General features: G+C 44.7%; 21 protein-coding genes. 15 read left to right on the forward strand and 6 right to left on the reverse strand.

Annotated elements, in window-relative coordinates:
• Positions 1-177: 177 nt before the first annotated feature.
• From ACQCT8_RS08480 to ACQCT8_RS08550, 15 genes are all read left to right on the forward strand, one after another.
• A complete protein-coding gene (locus tag ACQCT8_RS08480; RefSeq protein WP_426870128.1) occupies positions 178-1,206 on the forward strand; it encodes a Gfo/Idh/MocA family protein in 1,029 nt (342 codons plus the stop codon).
• Between the two features lie 14 nt (positions 1,207-1,220).
• Complete coding sequence (locus ACQCT8_RS08485; RefSeq protein WP_426870129.1) at positions 1,221-1,973, forward strand: sugar phosphate isomerase/epimerase family protein; 753 nt, start codon at positions 1,221-1,223, stop codon at positions 1,971-1,973.
• A 4-nt stretch (positions 1,974-1,977) separates the two neighbouring features.
• Positions 1,978-3,060 carry a Gfo/Idh/MocA family protein gene (locus ACQCT8_RS08490; protein ID WP_426870130.1) on the forward strand — a complete coding sequence of 361 codons (1,083 nt, stop codon included), beginning with the start codon at positions 1,978-1,980 and terminating at the stop codon, positions 3,058-3,060.
• Positions 3,061-3,355: 295 nt separating this feature from the next.
• Positions 3,356-4,348: a LacI family DNA-binding transcriptional regulator gene (locus tag ACQCT8_RS08495; protein WP_426870131.1), complete on the forward strand. Its 993-nt coding sequence runs from the start codon at positions 3,356-3,358 to the stop codon at positions 4,346-4,348.
• 347 nt (positions 4,349-4,695) lie between these two features.
• Positions 4,696-5,619, forward strand: coding sequence for a S66 peptidase family protein (locus tag ACQCT8_RS08500; RefSeq protein WP_426870132.1), 924 nt, complete (start codon positions 4,696-4,698; stop codon positions 5,617-5,619).
• 1 nt (position 5,620) lies between these two features.
• Positions 5,621-6,730: a dipeptide epimerase gene (locus ACQCT8_RS08505; RefSeq protein WP_426870133.1), complete on the forward strand. Its 1,110-nt coding sequence runs from the start codon at positions 5,621-5,623 to the stop codon at positions 6,728-6,730.
• Positions 6,727-7,647 (forward strand): NlpC/P60 family protein, encoded by a 921-nt coding sequence (locus tag ACQCT8_RS08510; protein WP_426870134.1) that lies wholly within the window; start codon positions 6,727-6,729, stop codon positions 7,645-7,647. The genes ACQCT8_RS08505 and ACQCT8_RS08510 overlap by 4 nt, the downstream gene beginning before the upstream one ends.
• Positions 7,648-8,207: 560 nt before the next feature.
• Positions 8,208-8,408, forward strand: coding sequence for a cold-shock protein (locus ACQCT8_RS08515; RefSeq protein ID WP_041053681.1), 201 nt, complete (start codon positions 8,208-8,210; stop codon positions 8,406-8,408).
• A 253-nt stretch (positions 8,409-8,661) separates the two neighbouring features.
• Positions 8,662-9,264: a DNA-3-methyladenine glycosylase gene (locus ACQCT8_RS08520; protein WP_426870135.1), complete on the forward strand. Its 603-nt coding sequence runs from the start codon at positions 8,662-8,664 to the stop codon at positions 9,262-9,264.
• A 26-nt stretch (positions 9,265-9,290) separates the two neighbouring features.
• Positions 9,291-10,289 (forward strand): acryloyl-CoA reductase, encoded by a 999-nt coding sequence (locus ACQCT8_RS08525; RefSeq protein WP_426870136.1) that lies wholly within the window; start codon positions 9,291-9,293, stop codon positions 10,287-10,289.
• Between the two features lie 162 nt (positions 10,290-10,451).
• Complete coding sequence (locus tag ACQCT8_RS08530) at positions 10,452-11,534, forward strand: type III polyketide synthase (RefSeq protein WP_426870137.1); 1,083 nt, start codon at positions 10,452-10,454, stop codon at positions 11,532-11,534.
• 15 nt (positions 11,535-11,549) lie between these two features.
• Positions 11,550-12,089: an isoprenylcysteine carboxyl methyltransferase family protein gene (locus ACQCT8_RS08535; protein WP_426870138.1), complete on the forward strand. Its 540-nt coding sequence runs from the start codon at positions 11,550-11,552 to the stop codon at positions 12,087-12,089.
• Between the two features lie 151 nt (positions 12,090-12,240).
• Positions 12,241-13,020, forward strand: coding sequence for a threonine/serine exporter family protein (locus ACQCT8_RS08540; RefSeq protein ID WP_426870317.1), 780 nt, complete (start codon positions 12,241-12,243; stop codon positions 13,018-13,020).
• A gap of 87 nt (positions 13,021-13,107) precedes the next feature.
• Positions 13,108-13,551 carry a threonine/serine exporter family protein gene (locus tag ACQCT8_RS08545; RefSeq protein ID WP_426870139.1) on the forward strand — a complete coding sequence of 148 codons (444 nt, stop codon included), beginning with the start codon at positions 13,108-13,110 and terminating at the stop codon, positions 13,549-13,551.
• Positions 13,552-13,754: 203 nt separating this feature from the next.
• Positions 13,755-13,883: a hypothetical protein gene (locus tag ACQCT8_RS08550; protein ID WP_426870140.1), complete on the forward strand. Its 129-nt coding sequence runs from the start codon at positions 13,755-13,757 to the stop codon at positions 13,881-13,883.
• Positions 13,884-14,850: 967 nt separating this feature from the next.
• Here ACQCT8_RS08550 and ACQCT8_RS08555 read toward each other — a convergent pair.
• From ACQCT8_RS08555 to ACQCT8_RS08580, 6 genes are read right to left on the reverse strand one after another with little or no spacing between them, the layout of a single operon-like run.
• Complete coding sequence (locus ACQCT8_RS08555) at positions 14,851-15,819, reverse strand: sugar phosphate isomerase/epimerase family protein (RefSeq protein WP_426870141.1); 969 nt, start codon at positions 15,817-15,819, stop codon at positions 14,851-14,853.
• A 20-nt stretch (positions 15,820-15,839) separates the two neighbouring features.
• Positions 15,840-16,880 carry a Gfo/Idh/MocA family protein gene (locus tag ACQCT8_RS08560; RefSeq protein ID WP_426870142.1) on the reverse strand — a complete coding sequence of 347 codons (1,041 nt, stop codon included), beginning with the start codon at positions 16,878-16,880 and terminating at the stop codon, positions 15,840-15,842.
• An 8-nt stretch (positions 16,881-16,888) separates the two neighbouring features.
• Positions 16,889-17,911, reverse strand: a complete 1,023-nt coding sequence (locus ACQCT8_RS08565) for a Gfo/Idh/MocA family protein (RefSeq protein WP_426870143.1) — start codon at positions 17,909-17,911, stop codon at positions 16,889-16,891.
• 1 nt (position 17,912) lies between these two features.
• Complete coding sequence (locus ACQCT8_RS08570) at positions 17,913-18,641, reverse strand: ThuA domain-containing protein (RefSeq protein ID WP_426870144.1); 729 nt, start codon at positions 18,639-18,641, stop codon at positions 17,913-17,915.
• Between the two features lie 14 nt (positions 18,642-18,655).
• Positions 18,656-19,477, reverse strand: coding sequence for a carbohydrate ABC transporter permease (locus tag ACQCT8_RS08575; protein WP_426870145.1), 822 nt, complete (start codon positions 19,475-19,477; stop codon positions 18,656-18,658).
• A gap of 12 nt (positions 19,478-19,489) precedes the next feature.
• Positions 19,490-20,764, reverse strand: coding sequence for a carbohydrate ABC transporter permease (locus tag ACQCT8_RS08580; RefSeq protein ID WP_426870319.1), 1,275 nt, complete (start codon positions 20,762-20,764; stop codon positions 19,490-19,492).
• Positions 20,765-20,788: the final 24 nt, after the last annotated feature.

Consider the following 20,788-nt stretch of genomic DNA (forward strand, 5'->3'; position numbering starts at 1 on the left):
AAGTGCTCAAGATGATAAGATGAAATCGAAACGTATCGATTTATAAAAAAGATCACGTATCTAGTTTTATACATAATTTAAGATCGTAACACTTGACAGGATTAAATTAATTACATTGTAGAGCGTAAAACGACTAAATCATAACGTTTCGATATTGAAAGAATTGGAGTGGAAACAATGAAGAAAGTAAGAGTAGGGATTATCGGCTGTGGAAGTATTACCAAGCACAGGCATTTCCCGGAGTATATGGCAAATGAAAATGTTGAGATAGCAGCAGTGTGTGATCTGATAGAAGATCGTGCAAAAGCCTTTGCAGATCAGTCAGGGGCAGCACTATATACGTCTCTGGATCATTTGTTAAATGACCCATCCATTGATGCGGTTTCTGTGAATCTCCCAAATGCACTTCATGCTCCTGTCACAATCAAAGCATTGCAGGCAGGAAAGCATGTGCTATGTGAAAAGCCGATGGCAACATCCATTGAGGAAGCAGACCGCATGATTCAGGCAGCGGATGAGGCCGGCAGGAAGTTAATGATCGGACACAATCAGCGTTTTGTGGAATCGCATGAAAAGGCGAGAGAGTATATAAAAGAAGGAAAATTAGGACGGGTTTACAGCTTCCGGACAGCGTTTGGCCACGGCGGCCCGGAAGGCTGGAGTGCTGATGGCAGAGACAGCTGGTTTTTCGATAAAGAGAAAGCATTTATCGGGGCAATGGGAGATCTTGGCGTTCATAAAAGTGACCTTGTCCGCTTTATATTTGATCAGGATGCGGCAGAGGTTGGAGGCTTTGTGGATACACTTGCCAAAGAAAATACACAGGTTGATGATAACGCCGTTTGTATTATCAAGTTAAAGGACGGAACGATGGGCACGCTGACTGCCAGCTGGTCCCATAACAAATTCGGGGATAACTCAACCATTATCTACGGTGAAAAAGGAGTGCTGCGCCTGGAAGATGACGAGGAGTATTCATTCATCTTTTATCCTCTTGAAGGGGAACCGGAAAAGCAGAATCTGGGCAAGATCCAGACAAATGAAGAAGGCGGGCAGTCTAAAACAGGTGTAATTGATGAATTTATTGAAAGTATCCTGGAAGACCGTGAACCGGCAGTATCGGGACTGGAAGGAAAAAAAGCATTAGAGATCGTACTTGCAGCCCTGGAATCAAGCAAATCTAAAAAAATAATAACACTTTCATAATGGAGGAATGGACGATGAGAAAAGTTGCACTTCAATTGTATTCAGTTAAGGAAGCGATGGAACAAGACGTAGCGGGCACTTTAAAAACAGTTAGTGAACAGGGATATGAAGGGGTTCAGCTTGCGGGAGATTACGGGAAAAGCGGAGCTGAGTGGAAAGCTATGCTTGATGAGTATGGACTCAAGCCTGCAGGAATGCATGTGCCGGTAGATCTTCTTCAAGACGAAAAAACGCTGCAAAAACAAATTGATTTCAGCAAAACCATTGGCAACGAAAAATTGATTGTACCATTTGTAGATGAATCATGGCGCTCGAAGGAAAAATATGAGGAACTGGCGCAGCTTTTGAACCAGGCAAGTGCAAAAGTGCAGGATGCAGGATTGCTGCTTGGGTATCATCACCACGATTTTGAATTTACAAGCTTAGAAAATGGTGAAACGGGCTGGGAGATATTAGAGCGTGATACAGCTGCTCACCCTGTCCACTTTGAAATTGATGTGTATTGGACTGAATTTTCTGGAGTCGACACGGTTGATATGCTGAAGCGGCTTCAGGATAAGGCTTTTTCCATCCATATTAAAGACATGATTGTGGATGGAACGGACAAAAAGAGCGGATCAGTTGGTGCGGGTGTTTTAAATCTTGAGGAAATGGTCCGTCAGTCTTCAACAGACTGGGTGGTTGTTGAACAGGAACACTTTGATCACGAGCCTTTGCAGGAAGTAGGACCGAGCGCAGCGGCAGTGAAGAAATGGCTGGGAGAGTAAGAGAATGAATAAAATGCGAGTAGGAATTGTGGGTGCTGGAAACATCAGTGATATTTATTTGATGTCGCCTTCCAAATTCAGCAATATTGAAATCGCCGGAATTACGGATCTTATATCGTCCAAAGCGGAGGAAAAGGCAGAAAAGTATGGTGTACCCCACTATCCGGATCTGGCATCCATGCTTGAGGATCCATCGATTGAAGTGATTCTTAATTTAACGATTCCAAGCGCTCATGCGGAAATCTCCCTTATGGCACTTGATCACGGCAAGCATGTATATTCAGAAAAGCCGCTTGCTACGAAATTTGAGGATGGAAAAGAAATTATTTCCAAGGCGAAGCGGCTGAATCTCCGGGTAGGAGTTGCGCCGGATACGATTCTTGGAGCAGGAATACAAACGGCATTAAAACTAATTGAAGGTGGAGAAATCGGTTCGATCGTTGGTGCTAAGGCCTTTATGATGGGAAGCGGGCCGGAAAGCTGGCATCCGAATCCGGCGTTCTTCTATGAAACGGGTGCAGGACCTCTTTTTGATATGGGACCCTATTATTTGTCCTCGCTGCTGGTGCTTCTCGGCCCGATTGACTGTGTGACCGGCATAGCACAAACAACCTATCGTGAACGGACGATTCGAAGTGCAGAGCGGGCGGGAGAAACCTTTCCTGTTACAACACCTACACATGTGGAAGGACTCATGCATTTTAAAAGCAACGTGACTGCGTCCATTACCGCGACTTTTGATATTCATCAATCAAAGCTGCCATTTATTGAAGTATACGGCTCTAAAGGGACCATTCACGTTCCGGATCCTAATTTTTTTGGCGGTCCTGTGACCTATTTAACAACAGGGCATGAAGGATGGCAGGAAGCCGAGCTTGTTTCCGCCCTGACCGGGAATGAACGGGGGATTGGCTTGTCCAATATGATTGCATGTATTTTTGCGAATGAGCAGCACTACTGCCACGGCGAACTCGGTCTGCATGTACTTGAATCCATGGAAAAGCTTTTGGAATCGTCTGTGCAGCGAACATTTCTGCCGCTTGAAACAACCTTTTCAATTGGAGAGGCAGCCAGCCAGAAGGAATAGAGCGGCGTCCATGATAAAATGAAAAGAGCGAGAGGCTCGGACAAGACTCAAAAAAAGGTTAAAAAAGAGGAATTATTTATTAGTAGTGATAGGTGAGCGGAGCGGAAGGCGGCGACTCCAGCAGGAGATGACGGCAAGCTGAGACTTTATAGGGCAACGTCCTGGAAAGGCTCAGCGCCGTCCCTGCGGAAAGCGTCCGCCTGAAGCGAAGTGAACCGGTTCTAGAGCTTGAGACACTTTTGTCCCAAGCTCTTTCCCAACCTGTCAGATTTAAACGTGTGAAAGAGGCAGATATATGACGACAATAAAAGATGTAGCGAAAAAAGCAGGAGTTGCTGTATCAACGGCTTCACTTGCAATTAACCACAGCAGCCGCGTGTCAAAAGAAACCGCAAAGAAAGTTCTTGATGCTGCATCAGAGCTCCACTACCAGAAAAACGGATGGGCCAGAGATCTTAAAATGAAAAAAACACAAATCATCGGTCTGGTGCTTCATGATCTTTCAGGATCTTTTTACGCACCTATTATAAAAGGTATTGAAGAAACGCTCCATTCCTATGGCTATGGTCTTATCGCCTGCAGCACAATAGGTGAAAACCTTGGGACAGCAGAAAGGTTTCTGAGGGAGCGAAGAGTGGATGGTGTAATCGTTTTTTCAGCTGATATAAAAGATGAAACACTTTTTGATGTGTGCCGTTCTCATTTTCCTCTTGCTGTCCTGGACCGGGAAATTTCACACCCCAACCTTTATTCGGTGACAGTGGATAATCTTCAAGGAGGCTATCTTGCAGCGGATCATCTGATTGGCCACGGCCATACGTCAATTGGCTATATTTCCGGTCCTTCAAATAACTGGGACAGCCAGCTTCGTTCAGAAGGATTCACGCAATGTCTCAGTCAAAATAACTTGTCCGTTCCGTCAAAATGGCATATTAAAGGCGACTATTCCCAGCGGGGCGGCTATCAGGCCGCAAAGCTGCTCCTTCAGCAAAGCGAGCTTCCTACCGGCTTGTTTGTGTCCAATGATCAAATGGCAATTGGCGTCCTCGAAGCATTTGGGGATGCCGGAGTTAAGGTTCCGGAACAAATCAGCCTTATAGGATTTGATGACATTGAACTTGCCCGGTATATCCGTCCTTCTCTCACCACTGTTAAACAGCCAAAATATGAAATGGGCGCCACTGCAGCACATAAAATTATTCAGCACATAGAAGGCAGCCCTTTAAAAGAGCACACGCAATTAACAACAGAAGTAATTCAGCGGCAATCCACTGCTAAGCTGACTTAATTTTTTGTATTGAAGTTGGGACAAAGCTCAAAAAAGGTAAAAAACGAGGCAGTATTTATAAATAGTAAGAGGTGAACGGAGCAGAATGTGGTTACTCCCAGCAGGAGATGACGGCAAGCTGAGACTTTGCAGGGCAAGACTCTGAATAGGCTCAGCGCCGTTCCTGCGAAAGTGTACACCTAAGTGAAGTGAACCGGTCAGCGAGCCTGAGACGATTTTTGTCCCAGGCTCTTATTTGCTTTTCAATTTCTTCTATTGATCAATTAGTCCAGCGTTTCAGTTATATTTATACGAAAGTTATGATAATTTATGGAAAGGAACTTCTTTGATATGAAGGGAGAATCACGATGCTGCTGCCTAAAAAACTTAAACGGGGAGATACGGTTGGGATCATTGCCCCAGCCAGTCCCCCTAATCAGTCCAATTTAGAAAAATCTCTGTCTTTTTTAAAGGAGCTTGGGGTTAATGTGAAAATGGGGAAGCACGTAAACGAGGTGAATGGATATTTAGCTGGAAGTGATGGGGAGCGGCTGGAGGATCTGCACGCGATGTTCCAGGACCCTTCAGTTCAGGCAATCATCTGTGCGGGCGGAGGATATGGGACTGCGAGAATTGCTTCCGCGGTTGATTACGAATTAATTAAACGCAACCCGAAAATATTCTGGGGCTATAGTGATATTACATTTCTGCATACGGCAATCCGGCAGCAAACCGGTCTGGTGACATTTCATGGTCCGATGCTGGCTTCTGATGTTGGAAAGGAAGAATTTCATGCCTTATCCAAAAAAATGTTCTACCAGCTTTTTGAACCAATGGAGCTACACTATTCAGAAGAAATATCCCCCCTTGAAGTGCTTGCAGAAGGGGAGCGGATTGGTGAAATCGTGGGAGGCAATCTATCGCTGATTCAAAGTTCACTTGGAACGCCTTTTGAACTGGAAACAGAAGGGAAGCTGCTGTTTATTGAAGATATAGATGAAGAACCATATCGAATCGACGCGATGCTGAATCAGCTTTCCATGGCAGGGAAGCTTCAACAGGCATGCGGCATTATAGTAGGGGATTTTAAAAATGCCGTGCCAACCAATGAAAAGCCTTCACTGTCTCTTGAAGAAGTGCTTGAACATTATTTAGGGAAGCTTGAGACACCTGTCATAAAAGGATTTAAAATCGGTCATTGTGAACCGCATTTTTCCATTCCTCTCGGAGCAAAAGCGAAACTTTCTGCCAGGTCCAAAACTCTTACCATTATGCCGGGAGTCCGCTCCTAAAATGAAGATCAACTCCATCGAGACATTCAGATTAAAGGTGCCGCTGAAAAAACCGTTTAAAACCGCTCTGCGAACGCTGACAGAGACTCAGTCCGTTATTGTGAAAATAACGTCAGAAGACGGGAAGACAGGGTACGGAGAAGCCCCGCCCACTCATGTGATAACTGGGGATTCGTTAAACAGCATTGAATCTGCAATCAGGGATGTTTTGGCGCCTGTTCTTCTAGGGGGCTCTCTGCTTGAAAGAGAACAGATGCTATATAAACTGAACCGGTCGATGGTTCACAATACGAGCGCGAAGGCTGCCCTAGATTGTGCGGTTCATGATTTGCTTGCCCAGCATGTCAATCTTCCGCTGGTGCAGTTTCTGGGAGGATATCAGACCTCATTTATAACGGACTACACGGTCAGTGTGAATGAGCCGGGGGAAATGGCGGAGGATGCTGTGCGTTTCATTCAACAGGGATTTACAACGTTAAAAATTAAAGTGGGAACCGGAACCATCGAGCAGGATTTCAGGCGCATTCAGGCAATTAGGGAAAAAGCAGGTTCAGCCTGCAAGCTCAGATTAGATGCCAACCAGGGATGGACGGTCAAGGAAGCCATCCATGCCATCCGCAAAATGGAAGACGCGGGGTTTGACTTGGAGCTCGTCGAACAGCCTGTTAAAGCGCATGATATTGAAGGATTAAAACAGGTTACGGACCATACAGCCACACCCATCATGGCTGATGAAAGTGTATTCAGCGCGGTGGATGCGATTCGGGTGCTTCAAACGAGGAGTGCGGACTTAATCAATATTAAGCTGATGAAGGCTGGAGGCATACATGGGGCTCTTGCCATTAATAAACTGGCAGAGTCCTATGGAGTTCCGTGTATGGTAGGGAGTATGATCGAAACTAAGGTGGGCATTACTGCGGCAGCTCATTTCGCAGCCAGTCAGCGGAATATAACACACTTTGATTTGGATGCCCCTCTTCTACTTGCCAAAGACCCTGTATCAGGAGGGGTGCAATACAAAAGAGAAGTCATGTCCCTGCCTTTAGTGGTCGGACTTGGTATTGCAGGAGTTGAGGGACTGGAGGACTGGCGAACAGGAGGCAGAACATGAAAAATAAGAAGGCGCGTATCAATGTAACGGTCTCCACACTCTGGACGGACCCGTCATCTGTAAGAAAAATCGATGCTGCAGCAACTGGCAATCCTGTTGATATTCAAAGCTGGCTAAGCGGGATGACGGAGCAAGAACGAAAAGCACTCCTTGATGAAAACCGAATTCAGTCTCAGATCTTATATGGAGCAACTGTTCAAATGCTTGATCAGCAGGCTGACTGGACCCAAGTCGCCGTACCTAGCCAGCAGACCATAAAAGATCCCAGGGGCTATCCCGGCTGGATTCCAACTGTTCAACTGACTATGCAGGATGAAGAATGGGAAGGAATGCCTCTTGTAAGAGTAAAAGAAAAAAGAACCTCTCTTCTTACTATAGAAGGAACGGAAATTTTGCCGCTAACCTATAACACGACATTGCCGCTTATAAAAGAGCATTTATCCTATTATGAGATCCTCTCCCCTCATGGTCCAGCACGGGTAAATAAAAGGGATGTAAATGTGTATCAAAGGGATGAGCTCATTCCAAAAAAGGACGGCAAGGCCATTGTGGATGAAGCAGAACAATTTCGCGGGCTTAACTATTTGTGGGGCGGGATGAGTGCCTATGGATACGATTGTTCAGGCTACTCTTATACCATCTTAAAAGCAACTGGCTATCTGATTCCAAGGGATGCCAAAGACCAGGCAGCAGCAGGCGTGGCTGTTCATCCTGCGGAGGTACAGCCGGGTGATTTGCTCTTCTTTGCGTATGAAGAAGGGAAGGGTGCTATACATCACGTGGCGATCTATTATGGGGAAGGGAAAATCATTCATTCTCCTACACCCGGAAAAAAGATAATGGTTCAAACATTGAAAGGAAGCTTTTACGAGAAAGAATGGTGTGCAACACGGCGTTACTGGACTCATGAAAAATGAAGCCTGGTTCATAGGGCAATTTGAGTTATTTCTATAAATGAATGAACTCCTGTTTTGTCACCGGCGTATTTCTCCATGTTTGCTGAGCTCTTCTGTGGGGAATATTTATACCAAAACAGGAGGGATCTACTCTTATGGGACGACTCATTCGAAATGCAATTAAATTTGGACCCATCATTTATCCGTTTATTAAAAAATTCATGAATAAACGTAAAGCCAAAAAGTATTAACAAGCAGGATCCGCCACTTCGCGGGTCTTTTTCAATTGGTAACGGCACAAGGGACAACCCCGGTTAAATAAAAAAGCGAGAAAAAGTTAAAATTTTGTCGAAAAAACAGACGAAACCCCATTGACAGCAATCTTTAAATAAGTTATTCGATAAAGGGTTGCTATTTGAAATTAGACGTGATAGTATTAACACATGCTTAATAAGTAACAATCTTTTAATTCACATGTTACCAGGGATTATATTCTTGTGACACCGTAATCTGTGGTAACATGTGAATTGTCTATTTTTACATCGTTAAGTAAAATTTAACAAAATGTTGGAGGTTTTACCATGAATGAAGGTACAGTAAAATGGTTTAATGCAGAAAAAGGATTTGGCTTCATCGAAGTTGAAGGCGGCGAAGATGTATTCGTACACTTCTCAGCTATCACTGGCGAAGGTTTCAAATCACTTGAAGAAGGTCAAAAAGTTAGCTTTGATATCACTCAAGGCAACCGTGGCGACCAAGCTGCTAACGTTGTAAAATTATAATTTTTACAATCAGAACGACTGACACATCTGTGTCAGTCGTTTTTTTGTGTTCAATAAACTCGCGGACTCAATTAGACCGCAGAAATTGACCTGCAGTTCAAAGACAGCCACTCAAAGTCTGTTCCCTTTGAAACGGCCTCCCCTTTTAGCCTCAAAAATAAACTTATGTCTATTATCACAATTCACGTTTCAAAACATAACGTCTCAGGGAATTGTAGTACGGATAAGCAATAATGAGATTGGAGATTATCACATGAATCACTATGTACCGGTGCCGCAATCATTTTACGAGCACCCTACTCTTCAATTGGCACGAGCCCTTTTAGGCTGTCTGTTAGTGAAAGAAACAGAAGAAGGGCTGGCATCCGGCTATATTGTTGAAACAGAAGCATACATGGGACCGGCTGACCGTGCTGCTCACAGCTTTGGCAACCGCCGAACAAAAAGAACGGAAATAATGTTTGGGCAGGCAGGGTCTGTCTATACATATACCATGCATACACATACCCTGGTAAACGTAGTAAGCAGCAAGATTGGCAGTCCGGAAGCTATTTTAATCAGGGCTGTGGAACCCTTTGAAGGAGTGTCGCTGATGGAAAGCCGGAGGCCGGGAAGATCGAAAAGAGAATGGACAAATGGCCCAGGCAAGCTTACGAAAGCGCTTGGTATTAAGATGAGTGACTATGGTCATCATTTTACCGCCCCGCCATTAACCATTTGTGAGGGCTGGCAGAAGGAATCATTCCATATTTCATCAGGACCTCGTATAGGAATTGATAATACAGGAGAAGCAAGAGACTACCCATGGCGTTTTTGGATAAGGGACAACCCATACGTTTCTAAAACTCGTTCATGAATGAATTGAAAAAGGGGATGAAAAAGATGATATCTGAATTCAGAGCAGTTGTTGTAGATAAAAAAAATGATAGCCTCTCAGTAGAAACGAAAAAAATGGATAAAGAGGATCTTCCGGCTGGAGAGCTTTTAATCAGAGTGGCCTATTCGAGTGTCAATTTTAAAGATGGACTCGCAGGCAGAGAAGAGGGAAAAATTGTACAGACCTATCCAATGATACCCGGGATTGATCTGGCAGGAACCGTTATTTCTTCGAAGGACAGCCGTTTCAAGGAAGGCGATCATATTATCGCCACCAGCTATGAGATTGGTGTTTCTCATTTTGGCGGGTACAGTGAACTTGCAAGTATCCCCGCAGATTGGGCTTTACCTTTGCCGCAGAATATGACACTGAAAGAAGCGATGATTTATGGAACAGCGGGATTCACTGCTGCGCTGTCTATTCATCGGCTGGAAGCAAATGGAGTATCGCCTGAAAACGGTGAAGTTCTTGTTACTGGTGCTTCTGGAGGAGTAGGAAGCATGGCGGTTTCCATGCTGGCAAAAAGAGGCTATCAGGTTGTCGCTAGTACAGGACAGCAGCAGGAGCATGGCTATTTAAAGGAGTTGGGTGCAGCACGTGTTATTTCACGCGAGGACGTGTATAACGGGGAACTGAAACCCCTGCAAAAAGGGGAATGGCAGGCTGCGGTAGACCCGGTTGGAGGAAAAAATCTTGCATCGGTGTTAAGTAAAATTACACGCGGCGGAGCCGTTGCGGTAAGCGGATTAACAGGCGGAACGGAAGTACCCACGACAGTTCATCCATTTATTCTTCGCGGTATAAGTCTGCTGGGAGTGGATTCAGCCTACTGTCCGATGCCGCTACGGCAGGAAATTTGGACCCGCCTGGCAAGCGATTTGCAAATTGAAAATTCCGAGGCTCTTATTGATCGGGAGGTTTCACTGGAGGAAACCCCTGCTGCAATGGAAGAGATCCTTGAAGGCAAAGTCCGCGGAAGGGTCCTGGTGAAAGTAGAAAACTAGGACTTGAAACCTAAGAAGTGAAGATTAGTGGATAAAGAGGCTGTGTACTGAAGCGGCCATAGAGCCTGAGACAGATTTTGTCTCAGGCTCTTTTTGGTGCTTGTGTAAAATGCCATCTAGTGGGAAATAATGGGGAAGGTGAGAGGTCAAGGAGGAGAAAAAATGCCAAGAATTCTTTCGGTAAGTTCATATCAGCCGCCTTATAAAATAGAGCAGGAAGAAACGGCTAAACTGACTAAAAAATTGTTTCAGGATGAATTTAAAGAAATTGAACGTTTGTTAAAGGTGTTTCAAAATGGAGAAATTAAGACACGGCATTTTTGTGTGCCGCTGGATTGGTTTGAGAAACCGCATAGTTTTGAAGAACGCAATCAGCTATATATTGAATTGGCGACAAAGTATGGGGTAGAAGCGATTCAGGCCTGTTTAAAAAATAATCGTTATCTTGAAGAAGAAGTTTCTACTGAGGATATTGACGCTATTATATTTGTATCGAGTTCGGGTATTTCCACTCCCAGTCTCGATGCAAGGATCATGAATCAGCTGTCTTTTTCTGAGAATATGAAACGGATTCCGATCTGGGGGCTGGGATGTGCAGGGGGCGCCTCAGGTGTAAGCCGGGCCTATGATTATTGTCTTGCTCACCCTTCTGCAAAGGTCCTTTTGCTGTGTGTTGAGCTTTGCAGTTTAACCTTTCAGCATGATGACCGCTCAAAAAGCAATTTAATTGGTGCTTCCCTATTTGCTGACGGAGCCGCATGTGCACTTGTTTGTGGGGACAAAGTAGAGATTAATACAAAGAAAGCTGTTCCTTCGATCAAAGCCACGGCTTCTCAATGGATGCCTGATTCTGAGGATGTTATGGGATGGGAAGTTAAAAATAACGGATTGCATGTCGTGTTCTCAAAGGATATCCCTGCAATTATCAGCAGCTGGCTCGGACCGTTTGTTGAGGATTTTCTTGTTCAGCACAATATGGCCCCTGAGGATATTAAACATTTTGTCGCTCACCCTGGAGGAAAAAAAGTCTTGAAGGCATATGAAAAAACACTTCGCTATAGTGAAGAAAAAATACATCATTCCAGAGAAGTGCTCACCCATAATGGAAATATGTCCTCTCCGACCGTCCTCTATGTGTTGGAGCGTTTTATGGAGTTAGAGGATTGCCGTCCTGGTGATGCAGGCTTGCTGACGGCATTAGGACCCGGCTTCAGCGGTGAATTAGTTCTGTTGAAATGGAAGTAAAAAGGAGGGGGCAGCATGATTTATTTTATCGTTGTACTTGTAGTCGTGCAGCGGCTGGCTGAGCTTTTGGTGGCAAAAAGAAACGAACGGTGGATGAGGGAGCAGGGAGCCTTTGAAGCGGGGGCATCCCATTATCCCTATATGTTAGCGCTGCATATCGGCTTTTTTTTAAGTCTGCTTGCTGAAACGCTGTTTTTTGATCGTCCTTTATCACCTTTTTGGCCTATACTGCTTACGCTGTTTTTAGCTGCGCAGGCATTCAGGATCTGGTGTTTGAGGTCTCTTGGACGTTTTTGGAACACCAAAATATTGATTCTTCCTGACGCTGAGGTAGTCAGAAAAGGACCATACAAGTGGATCAAGCACCCCAATTATTTGGTTGTAACCGTTGAACTGCTCATCCTTCCGCTTTTACTGCAGGCGTATGCTACTGCTGTTTTATTCAGTTTGTTAAATGCAGTCATGCTTTCTGTTCGAATACCAGTGGAAGAACAAGCGCTGAAAGGTTCAACGAATTACGGGCAGTCATTTGAACGGCAGTCTGATCCGGGATAATCGAGTGAAGTAAACAAAACTGAGTCGCACGCCGATTCAGTTTTTTGCAGCTTATTTAAAACTATCTGAACGATCCGCTCTCATGATACACTTAAACCAAATTCATGCGCTCGCACTTGTGATGGGCAAATCTGATATTCGGAGCGATCATATGGACCAGGAACTGGATATTGAACAATACTTAGAAGAGCAATATGACATCATGGACGTCAGTTTGCTGGCAGGTAAAATTATGCTCGAAAGCGGGGCAGAAACCTACCGGGTGGAAGACACGATGATGAGGATTGCCGCATCCTACGGAATCAAGGAATCCCACAGCTATGTGACACCGACTGGGATCATGTTCTCGATTGAAACCGAAGAACCGACAAAAACGAAACTGATGAGGATTTCCAACCGGACCACGGATTTAAAAAAGGTCATGCTGGTAAACAGCACATCAAGAAGAATTGCTAAAGGTGAGCTCGATGTTCCTCAGGCCTACCGGATATTAAAAAGAATTTATGCCTCAGATGAAACGTATTCACTCCAAACAAGAATTGCGGCTGCCTCTATTTCCAGCGGCTGTTTTTTAATGATGTTTCAAGGCGGATGGGTCGATTTCATTCCTGCCGTTATTGCAGGCGGAATCGGTTTTGCCAGTGTCGGCTATTTTCAGGAATTAATTTCTATAAAGTTTTTTGCTGAGTTCATGGCCTCCCTGATTATCGGCGTGCTAGCTCTGCTTTTTGTGTATCTCGGGTTTGGTGCAGAGCCGGATAAAATTATTATCGGCTCAGTCATGCCGCTTGTGCCTGGTCTGCTTATTACAAACGCGGTCAGGGATTTAATAGCCGGCCATCTGATTTCCGGATTATCTAAAGGAGCAGAAGCTTTTTTAACCGCTTTTGCAATTGGTTCCGGCATTGCAGTAGTGGTCACGTTTCTATAATCAACAAGAACATACTATCTTTACCATTAACAGCCTCCGGCGATCAACATAGAGAGATTATTTACCTGATAGAAAGGAAGAAGGAGCATGACGATTCTTGTCCAGTTAATTACAAGTTTTATTGCAGCTGCAGCATTTGCTGTGATCTTTAATGCTCCAAGAGAATCATTGGTCAAATGCGGCTTCGTCGGCATGCTTGGATGGATGGTTTATTTTCTGCTGAGTACCCGGGGAATGGACATCGTACCTGCGACCGTTGCAGCTGCATTTTTAATTGCGGTCGTGAGTCAGGTCTATGCAAAAGTATATAAAGCGCCTGTGATTATTTATATTGTTGCCGGCATCATTCCTCTAGTACCGGGGGGAATGGCGTATGATTCGATGCGTTATTTTGTGACAAACGACTACAACATGGCCGTTTCTTTAGCAGCGAAAGCCTTCATGGTGTCTGGCTCGATTGCCATGGGTATTGTCCTGTCAGAGGTTATTAATCAGCTGCTGAGGCAAAGCAGATTGAAAAGAATAGGGTAAGCAATTAAAACAGCTTCATGCAGAAATTTGTGCATGAAGCTGTTTTATGTGGATGGTATGCTGAGTCGTTCGCTCTTCATTCCTCATTTCTGTTTTATGGTCCATACCAATGAGACAACCCTAAATATTAAATAAAAATTTGTACATTCAGCCGCGCTAGTGACGGCAAGCACCATCTGACCTGCTTAAAAAATGCAGGAGACATGAAAGAAACGGAGCAGGTTAAGCTTAAGCTTGCATTTAAAGCGATTCTTGAAAAAAGCAGTGTGACTTGGAGAAACAGTACCGGGGATAATGGAGGAGGCAAGATGAAGACTCCTTATTTGAAATAGAAGGTTGGTTCAACAGGATTGAAATCATGAAAGCAGTTAAACAAACGTTTGATTCGAACACGATCATGAACTCCAATAAGACTTTCAGCAAAGATACACGTAAACGTTTGGTGGTGGAATGGTGACCAGGACGGAGGAAATCAGACTTGCCGTTGTAGAGCGTTTAGACGGAAATGAATTATAACAAGTTCCATGTGCTGGGGTTTTTGTCTGCCTAGCTGTCCCAACTTTATTCAATCCGACGATCAGGGAATTCATTCCCCAAGAAGGCGGATTGCCATGATGAAAACAGATTGAAGAAGACGAGGGAATGTGCAATTTTCTGGAGGTTTGTCTAAATAGTATGAGGTGAAAGGAGCTGAAGGCGGCGACTCGGTTTCGATTTATGGGGATTAAAAAGAGAGAGTGAAAGAGGTCTATCGGGGCTCCGGGAGATGGTATAAAGAATAAATCATTAAAAAAAGCACAGGCAGAGTGATGCCGATGCTTTTCTCTATGGTGTCTTTACCCTTTTAAGCTGTCACGCCAAAGAGGCGTAAATATGTGCAGGTCGTCTTATGCTTGTCGCCCCTAAACGCCTGCTTCCGCTTTTATTATATCCAGCTGCAGGCGCTAGCTCCTCGAGTCATAAGCTGCCCTGCCCAATAGGCAAAAAGCGCCTATTAGTGCAGGTCATCTTATGCTTGTCGGAGCTGAACGAGCGCCTTCCGCTTTTACTATGATATCCAGCTCCAACGGGCAGCTCCTCGGATCGTAAGCCACTCCGCCATGCAGGCAAAAAGCGCCTGCTTGGCAGATCGTCTTACGTCTGTCAGAGCTTAACGCCCGTTTCCGCTATTACTACGACATCCAGCTCCAGGCGCTAGCTCCTTGAGTCATAAGCTGCCCTGCCCAATAGGCAAAAAGCGCCTATTAGTGCAGGTCATCTTATGCTTGTCGGAGCTGAACGAGCGCCTTCCGCTTTTAGTTATAGCCACCACATTTCTGCTGGTTGTTCTTTGATGTTGACTGATTTTAGGGTGGTGACGGCGCGTTGGAATCCTTCTTCGATGCTCATGATTGGGTCTTCGTGCTCGATGCTGACAACATGGTCATAGCCATATGTGCGAAGGGCGCTGATGATGTTGCCCCAGATTTCTGCAGAGTGCCCCATTCCGACTGAGCGGAAGTTCCATGCGCGGGTCTGGATGTTGCTGTAAGGCTGCATATCCGTTAAGCCGTACATGTTTACGTTGTCCTGATCAATATAGGTATCTTTAGCATGGAAATGGTGGATTGCGTTTTCCCTGCCAAGTATTTTGATCGCGCCAACCGGGTCAATTCCCTGCCACCACAAGTGACTTGGGTCAAGGTTTGCACCGATGTACTCATTGGTCGCTTCACGAAGCTTTAGCATCGTGTGCGGAGTGTGAACAGAGAAACCGCCATGAAGTTCAAGTCCGATTTTAACATCTGCTTCCTTGGCGATTTCACCAATTTCTCTCCAGTACGGAATCAGCTTATGCTCCCATTGCCATTCTAAAATGTCGCCGTACTCATTTGGCCATGGAGCCACCGGCCAGTTAGGGTGACGTGCCTGTTCGTCAGCTCCTGGTGTTCCTGAGAAAGTATTGACGACAGGTACGCCCATCAGCTGAGCAAGTTTAATGCTTTTTCGAAGTGCTTCATCGCTTTCTTTCGCAAAAGCAGGATCAGGGCTTACTGGGTTTCCGTGGCAGCTGAATGCACTAATTGTTAGTCCGCGGGAAATAACAGCGTCTAAATACTGATTGCGTTTGCCTTCGTCTTCCAGCAGTTCGTCAATCGGGCAGTGATTCGTGCCAGGGTAGCCGCCGGTGCCAATTTCAACTGCATCCAGCCCGGAATCCTTCACATAATCGAGCATATCTTCAAATGATTTTTGAGCAAAAAGAACGGTAAAAACACCTAACTTCATTTCTCATTCCTCCTTAATCTTTAATTAAACGTAATGGCTTTGCCTGTGTCGCTGCTTTCATAAATGGCTTCTATAATTTTTGATACCATTAACGCTTCTTCAGGCTTTACAAGAGGGGTCTGGCGTCCACGGCAGCTTTCAACAAAGTTGGCTGCTTGCGGGATGCCCGGATTTTCGTCATCGGAAATCCAATACGCACTTTGGTCAAGAAGCATTCCGTATTTTGATTGGTAAAGCTTCAAGGGGTAAACATCAAGCCCGCCGTTTGTACCGGATACGCTGACCGTTTCCTGGTCATCTGCCAGGTTGGCTGCCCAGGATGTTTCAAATAGAAGGGTGGCACCATCTTTAAATTTAATAAAAGCTGTTGCATGATCGTCCACTTCAAAGGTGGAGGGATCAAAGGTGCCCCATTGGTTAACGATGTCTGCCTGCCGGCTAAGCTCGTTATATGTAGCCCCTGATACTTCTGCAATTTCCGGAAACTCCATTAAGTGCAGGGCTAAGTCAAGGAAATGACAGCCAAAGTCAATCAGGCTTCCTCCGCCTTGCAGCTCCTTATTTGTAAAGACGCCCCAGCCAGGAACTTTACGGCGGCGAATGGCTTGAGCCCGGGAAACGAGAGGGCGTCCGATTTCACCTTCATCAATAAAACGCTTCGCTGCACGTGCTTCCTTTGAGTAACGGTAGTGGTAAGCGATCATCAGGATCTTATTTGCCTTTTTAGACGCTTCAATCATTTCCTCGCATTCTTTAGCAGAGAGGGCCATTGGTTTTTCACATAGGACATGAACCCCTGCGTTCAGGGCTGCAATGGAAATTTCAGCATGAAATTTGTTTGGTGTGCAAATCGTTACTGCATCCACATGCTCAAATACTTCTTCATATTTCGTCGTGTAAAAAGATATGGAATGATCTGCGGCAACCGTTTGCGCTCTTTCTTCATTTACGTCACATACAGCTGTAATTTCAACATGATCGCTTAATAATTGAAAGGCGGGAAGGTGCCTGGAAACGGCAATTCCTCCAGCCCCAATAAAGCCCATTCGTAATTTTTCCATCCTATCACCTATAGTTTTACGATTTGTTTTGTTTCATTGGATTGAAGAGCAGCTAAAATCACCTGAAGAGACTTCATGCCTTCATACCCTGTCACTAATGGCTCATTGCCAGTCAGAATGGATTCAACAAAATGGTTGATCACACCGGTGGATACTTGTCCGCCTTCTTCATTAGACTGGATTTGGCCGAGACTGAGCTGTTCTTTCGTGCCATCGTTTTTATGAAAAACCACAGAATACGTCTCGTCGTCTTCGAGGCGGAGCACTCCTTTTTCTGCATAAATAACAGTGGAGTTGTCTTCCTTTCCTTTATAAGACCAGCTTGCTGCCAGCGTACCGATAATGCCGCTTTCTGTTTTTAACAGAAGTACAGCATTGTCATCAACATCTGCTTTTTTAGAGCTTGTTTCCACCATTGCGGCTACTTCCGTCATTTCTTCTCCCAGTATATAGCGGATAAGATCGGTCTTGTGGACGCCTAGATCACCCATAGCGCCAATAAACGCTTCTTCTCTTTTAAAGAACCAGCTGGCAGCACCGTCCACACTCCAGGCCTCAGGACCAGGATGGCCAAATGCTGTTCTGAAACTGAATACTTTTCCAAGCTTTCCTTCAGCGATCCATTTTCTTGCTTGCTGATGGGATTCTACAAAGCGCTGATTGTGGCCGATCATCAGCATTTTTCCGCTTTTTTCCGCAACAGCAATCATTTGCTCTGCTTCTTCCTGACTTGTCGCCATCGGCTTTTCGCAAAGAACATGATTCCCAGCTTTCAGAGCAGCGACTGAAACAGGTGCGTGTAAATAGTTTGGTGTACAGACGCTGACGGCATCCAGATCTTCTTTTAACAATTCGTGGTAATTGGTAAAGACTTTGGCAATACCGAATTTGTCAGCCGCTTCCTGCGCCCGCTTTTCGTTAATATCGCAAATCGCGACAACTTCTACCTGATCATTTTCAGCGTATTCGAGAAGATGCCTTTTTTGAGCAATACTTCCGGCACCGACAACTCCAATTTTCAATCTGGTCATCTTAGTCCTCCTTGTAGCCTTCAAGCTTTTCAATTGGCTTTGCATTTCCGTATACAGGATACTCGCGCGTAGTTGGGGCAGCCCATTTTACGCCATTCGCGATTACTTTTTGAATTTGTTTATTGTAATAAGTAGGGTGTGTTTCATGTCCTGGACGGAAGTAAAAGATTTTGCCGTTCCCGCGCTTAAATGTTGCACCGCTGCGGAATACCTCTCCACCCTGGAACCAGCTTAAGAATACCAGTTCATCAGGAGCAGGGATATCAAAATGCTCTCCGTACATTTCTTCTTCTTCAAGCTCAATATATTCGCCAATGCCATCTGCAATCGGGTGGCTGGGATCCACAACCCAAAGGCGCTCTTTTTCCTGTGCTTCACGCCATTTCAGGTCGCATCCTGTACCCATAAGTGTTTTGAAAATTTTCGAGAAATGAGCAGAGTGAAGGACAACAAGTCCCATTCCTTCCCAAACTCTTTTTTGAACCTTTTCAACAATGGCATCCTCTACTTCATCGTGAGCTACATGCCCCCACCAAAGCAGAACATCTGTGTTGTTTAGTACTTCTTCTGTTAAACCATGCTCAGGCTCATCCAGTGTAGCCGTTTTCACGTCGTATCCATGCTCAGTAAGTGCAGAAGCAAGTACCTGGTGAATCCCATCAGGGTAAATTTTCGTTACTTCTTCATTGTTTTTTTCATGGCGAAACTCGTTCCAAACCGTTACATTCATCTTTTACACTCCTTTTATTCTTTGACTGAGCCGGAGGTAAGTCCAGCTACAATTCTTCTTTGGAAAATCAATACCAGTATAACAATAGGAATGGTCACAATAACAGTGGCAGCTGAAATATCTCCCCAGGGAATTGTAAATTGACTTTGATAGAAAGAAATTCCTACAGGTACAGTCCGCCAGCTGTCTGCGGTATTGATCGTAAGCGCAAACAAATACTCGTTCCAGGCAGCAATGAAAACCAGAATTCCAGTAGTAAAAACGCCGGGCGCTGCCAGAGGAAAGATAATCTTGCGAAATGTCTGAAAAGGTGTTGCTCCATCCAGTTTAGCAGATTCTTCGAGCTCCCACGGAATCTTTTTAAAGAATGTTGCAAGGATCCAGATTGAGAGCGGCAAACTGATCGTAATGTACGGGATGACAAGTCCCATATAGCTGTTTCTAAGGCCCATATCCGATACGAAATTGTAGATCGGTGAAATAATCGCAATCTGCGGAAACATGGAAGCTGCGAGTATAATACCGAGGATAAGCCCTTTGAATTTAATTGGCAAGCGTGTTAGCGCATAAGCTGCAATGGAAGCAAAACCAATCGCAATAATCGTCGTTAAAGTAGAAACAATAAAGCTATTTAACATGTACCGGACCAACGGGCGTCTTTCGACTGCATTTACGTATGAATCAAGTGTTGGATTTGCGGTAAACCAATTAAAATTGTTGAAAATTTCACCCTGCGGTTTGATCGATGTGAGGAAAACCCAGATGAAAGGGAACATCACAAAAAATACAAACACGACAAGAAAAATATAAAATCCTATACCAGCACGTTTGTTCATCTTGATTCCTCCTTATCGAGATCTTCCTTCAAATAGATCAGACCCGATGAATTTAATAAATAGAGTTGAAATTAAAGCGACACATAGAAAGACGATGACGGAAAGTACAGATCCTGCTCCAAAATTCTGCTGAGAAAATAAGGTGATATAAGCATAAATGGATATAGATTCAGTAGAGTTGGCAGGTCCGCCGCCAGTTAAGACATAAATTAAGTCAAACACACGGAAAGCATCAAGTGTCCGGAAAAGCAAAGCGACTAAAATAGCTGATTTTAATAAAGGCAGTGTGACTTTCCAGAATTGCTGCCATTTTCCTGCACCATCAACTTCGGCTGCTTCATATAAGGAACCGGGAATCGTCTGAAGGCCGGCAAGCAATAGAAGTGCCATGTAAGGCGTCGTTTTCCATACATCTGCAAAGATTACGGAAAACATTCCCCCGTTTGCTGTAGACAGAAGAACAGAAGCGTCATTAATTAAACCAAATTGTTCAAAATAATGAGCGACAATCCCTGTTTGTCCATCATACAAAAAGCCCCACATCATCGCTGCAACAGCCGTTGGGATCGCCCACGGTATTAAAACAGAGGCTCTTACAACGCCGCGTCCAATAAAGACCCGGTTTATCAGGATCGCGATAGCAAGTCCCAAAACGAGTTCTACTGCAACAGAAGCAATGGTAAAGATAAAGGTATTTAAGAGGGACTGCCACATACGGGCGTCCTGCAAGTAGCGGCTGTAATTGCTTAAACCGATAAAATTAGATTCAATTACAGAACTATCGATCGTTTCCAGCGTTCCTGCGACGTTTCCGGCAGTAGTGGAAAAGTTTTCCTCTGACGCACCCTCGGACAGAGCAATAAGCTCTTCATTTGAAGCGGTCAGAAAATCTTTGTATCCTTCTGCCCAGTCATTATCTACTTCTGCATACTTTAAATCCCGGTCAGATATCGCTGTAAAAGAAGCGATCATTTCATCCACTTCTCCATATTGCTCCTCTAAACCATCCATCGCGAGAAGTTCGCTGTGAAAGGCTTCGATATCTGTCTGAATGTCATTGACTGTTTGAGCGGTTTCATCATCCGGTGCCTGGGCTGATAAATCTTCCAAATCACGAGAGATATAAAAATACTCAGTAGCGTACCGTTCAAGGTCAATATTTGACTGAGTGAATCGTTCTGAACGGGAGGGGTCTGTAAGGCGGTAATCAAATAAACTATTGTAAAACGATTGGGCAACCGGCCACAAGGTAACAAGAATAACCAGAATAAGGGCAGGTGCAACCATGGCGTATCCAAGCTGTTTTTCATT

Origin of the sequence: Jeotgalibacillus proteolyticus, from assembly GCF_050107735.1 — a bacterium.
Taxonomy (GTDB): domain Bacteria; phylum Bacillota; class Bacilli; order Bacillales; family Jeotgalibacillaceae; genus Jeotgalibacillus; species Jeotgalibacillus proteolyticus_A.

What these genes read in the sequence shown, in the direction of transcription:
- ACQCT8_RS08505 (WP_426870133.1), top strand. Translation starts at nt 5,621, where the DNA reads ATGAAGATCAACTCCATCGAGACATTCAGATTAAAGGTGCCGCTGAAA.
- ACQCT8_RS08520 (WP_426870135.1), top strand. Translation starts at nt 8,662, where the DNA reads ATGAATCACTATGTACCGGTGCCGCAATCATTTTACGAGCACCCTACT.
- ACQCT8_RS08580 (WP_426870319.1), bottom strand. Translation starts at nt 20,764, where the DNA reads ATGGTTGCACCTGCCCTTATTCTGGTTATTCTTGTTACCTTGTGGCCG.
- ACQCT8_RS08500 (WP_426870132.1), top strand. Translation starts at nt 4,696, where the DNA reads ATGCTGCTGCCTAAAAAACTTAAACGGGGAGATACGGTTGGGATCATT.
- ACQCT8_RS08515 (WP_041053681.1), top strand. Translation starts at nt 8,208, where the DNA reads ATGAATGAAGGTACAGTAAAATGGTTTAATGCAGAAAAAGGATTTGGC.
- ACQCT8_RS08480 (WP_426870128.1), top strand. Translation starts at nt 178, where the DNA reads ATGAAGAAAGTAAGAGTAGGGATTATCGGCTGTGGAAGTATTACCAAG.
- ACQCT8_RS08570 (WP_426870144.1), bottom strand. Translation starts at nt 18,641, where the DNA reads ATGAATGTAACGGTTTGGAACGAGTTTCGCCATGAAAAAAACAATGAA.
- ACQCT8_RS08485 (WP_426870129.1), top strand. Translation starts at nt 1,221, where the DNA reads ATGAGAAAAGTTGCACTTCAATTGTATTCAGTTAAGGAAGCGATGGAA.
- ACQCT8_RS08490 (WP_426870130.1), top strand. Translation starts at nt 1,978, where the DNA reads ATGAATAAAATGCGAGTAGGAATTGTGGGTGCTGGAAACATCAGTGAT.
- ACQCT8_RS08550 (WP_426870140.1), top strand. Translation starts at nt 13,755, where the DNA reads ATGAAAGAAACGGAGCAGGTTAAGCTTAAGCTTGCATTTAAAGCGATT.
- ACQCT8_RS08575 (WP_426870145.1), bottom strand. Translation starts at nt 19,477, where the DNA reads ATGAACAAACGTGCTGGTATAGGATTTTATATTTTTCTTGTCGTGTTT.
- ACQCT8_RS08495 (WP_426870131.1), top strand. Translation starts at nt 3,356, where the DNA reads ATGACGACAATAAAAGATGTAGCGAAAAAAGCAGGAGTTGCTGTATCA.
- ACQCT8_RS08535 (WP_426870138.1), top strand. Translation starts at nt 11,550, where the DNA reads ATGATTTATTTTATCGTTGTACTTGTAGTCGTGCAGCGGCTGGCTGAG.
- ACQCT8_RS08560 (WP_426870142.1), bottom strand. Translation starts at nt 16,880, where the DNA reads ATGGAAAAATTACGAATGGGCTTTATTGGGGCTGGAGGAATTGCCGTT.
- ACQCT8_RS08510 (WP_426870134.1), top strand. Translation starts at nt 6,727, where the DNA reads ATGAAAAATAAGAAGGCGCGTATCAATGTAACGGTCTCCACACTCTGG.
- ACQCT8_RS08555 (WP_426870141.1), bottom strand. Translation starts at nt 15,819, where the DNA reads ATGAAGTTAGGTGTTTTTACCGTTCTTTTTGCTCAAAAATCATTTGAA.
- ACQCT8_RS08540 (WP_426870317.1), top strand. Translation starts at nt 12,241, where the DNA reads ATGGACCAGGAACTGGATATTGAACAATACTTAGAAGAGCAATATGAC.
- ACQCT8_RS08545 (WP_426870139.1), top strand. Translation starts at nt 13,108, where the DNA reads ATGACGATTCTTGTCCAGTTAATTACAAGTTTTATTGCAGCTGCAGCA.
- ACQCT8_RS08530 (WP_426870137.1), top strand. Translation starts at nt 10,452, where the DNA reads ATGCCAAGAATTCTTTCGGTAAGTTCATATCAGCCGCCTTATAAAATA.
- ACQCT8_RS08525 (WP_426870136.1), top strand. Translation starts at nt 9,291, where the DNA reads ATGATATCTGAATTCAGAGCAGTTGTTGTAGATAAAAAAAATGATAGC.
- ACQCT8_RS08565 (WP_426870143.1), bottom strand. Translation starts at nt 17,911, where the DNA reads ATGACCAGATTGAAAATTGGAGTTGTCGGTGCCGGAAGTATTGCTCAA.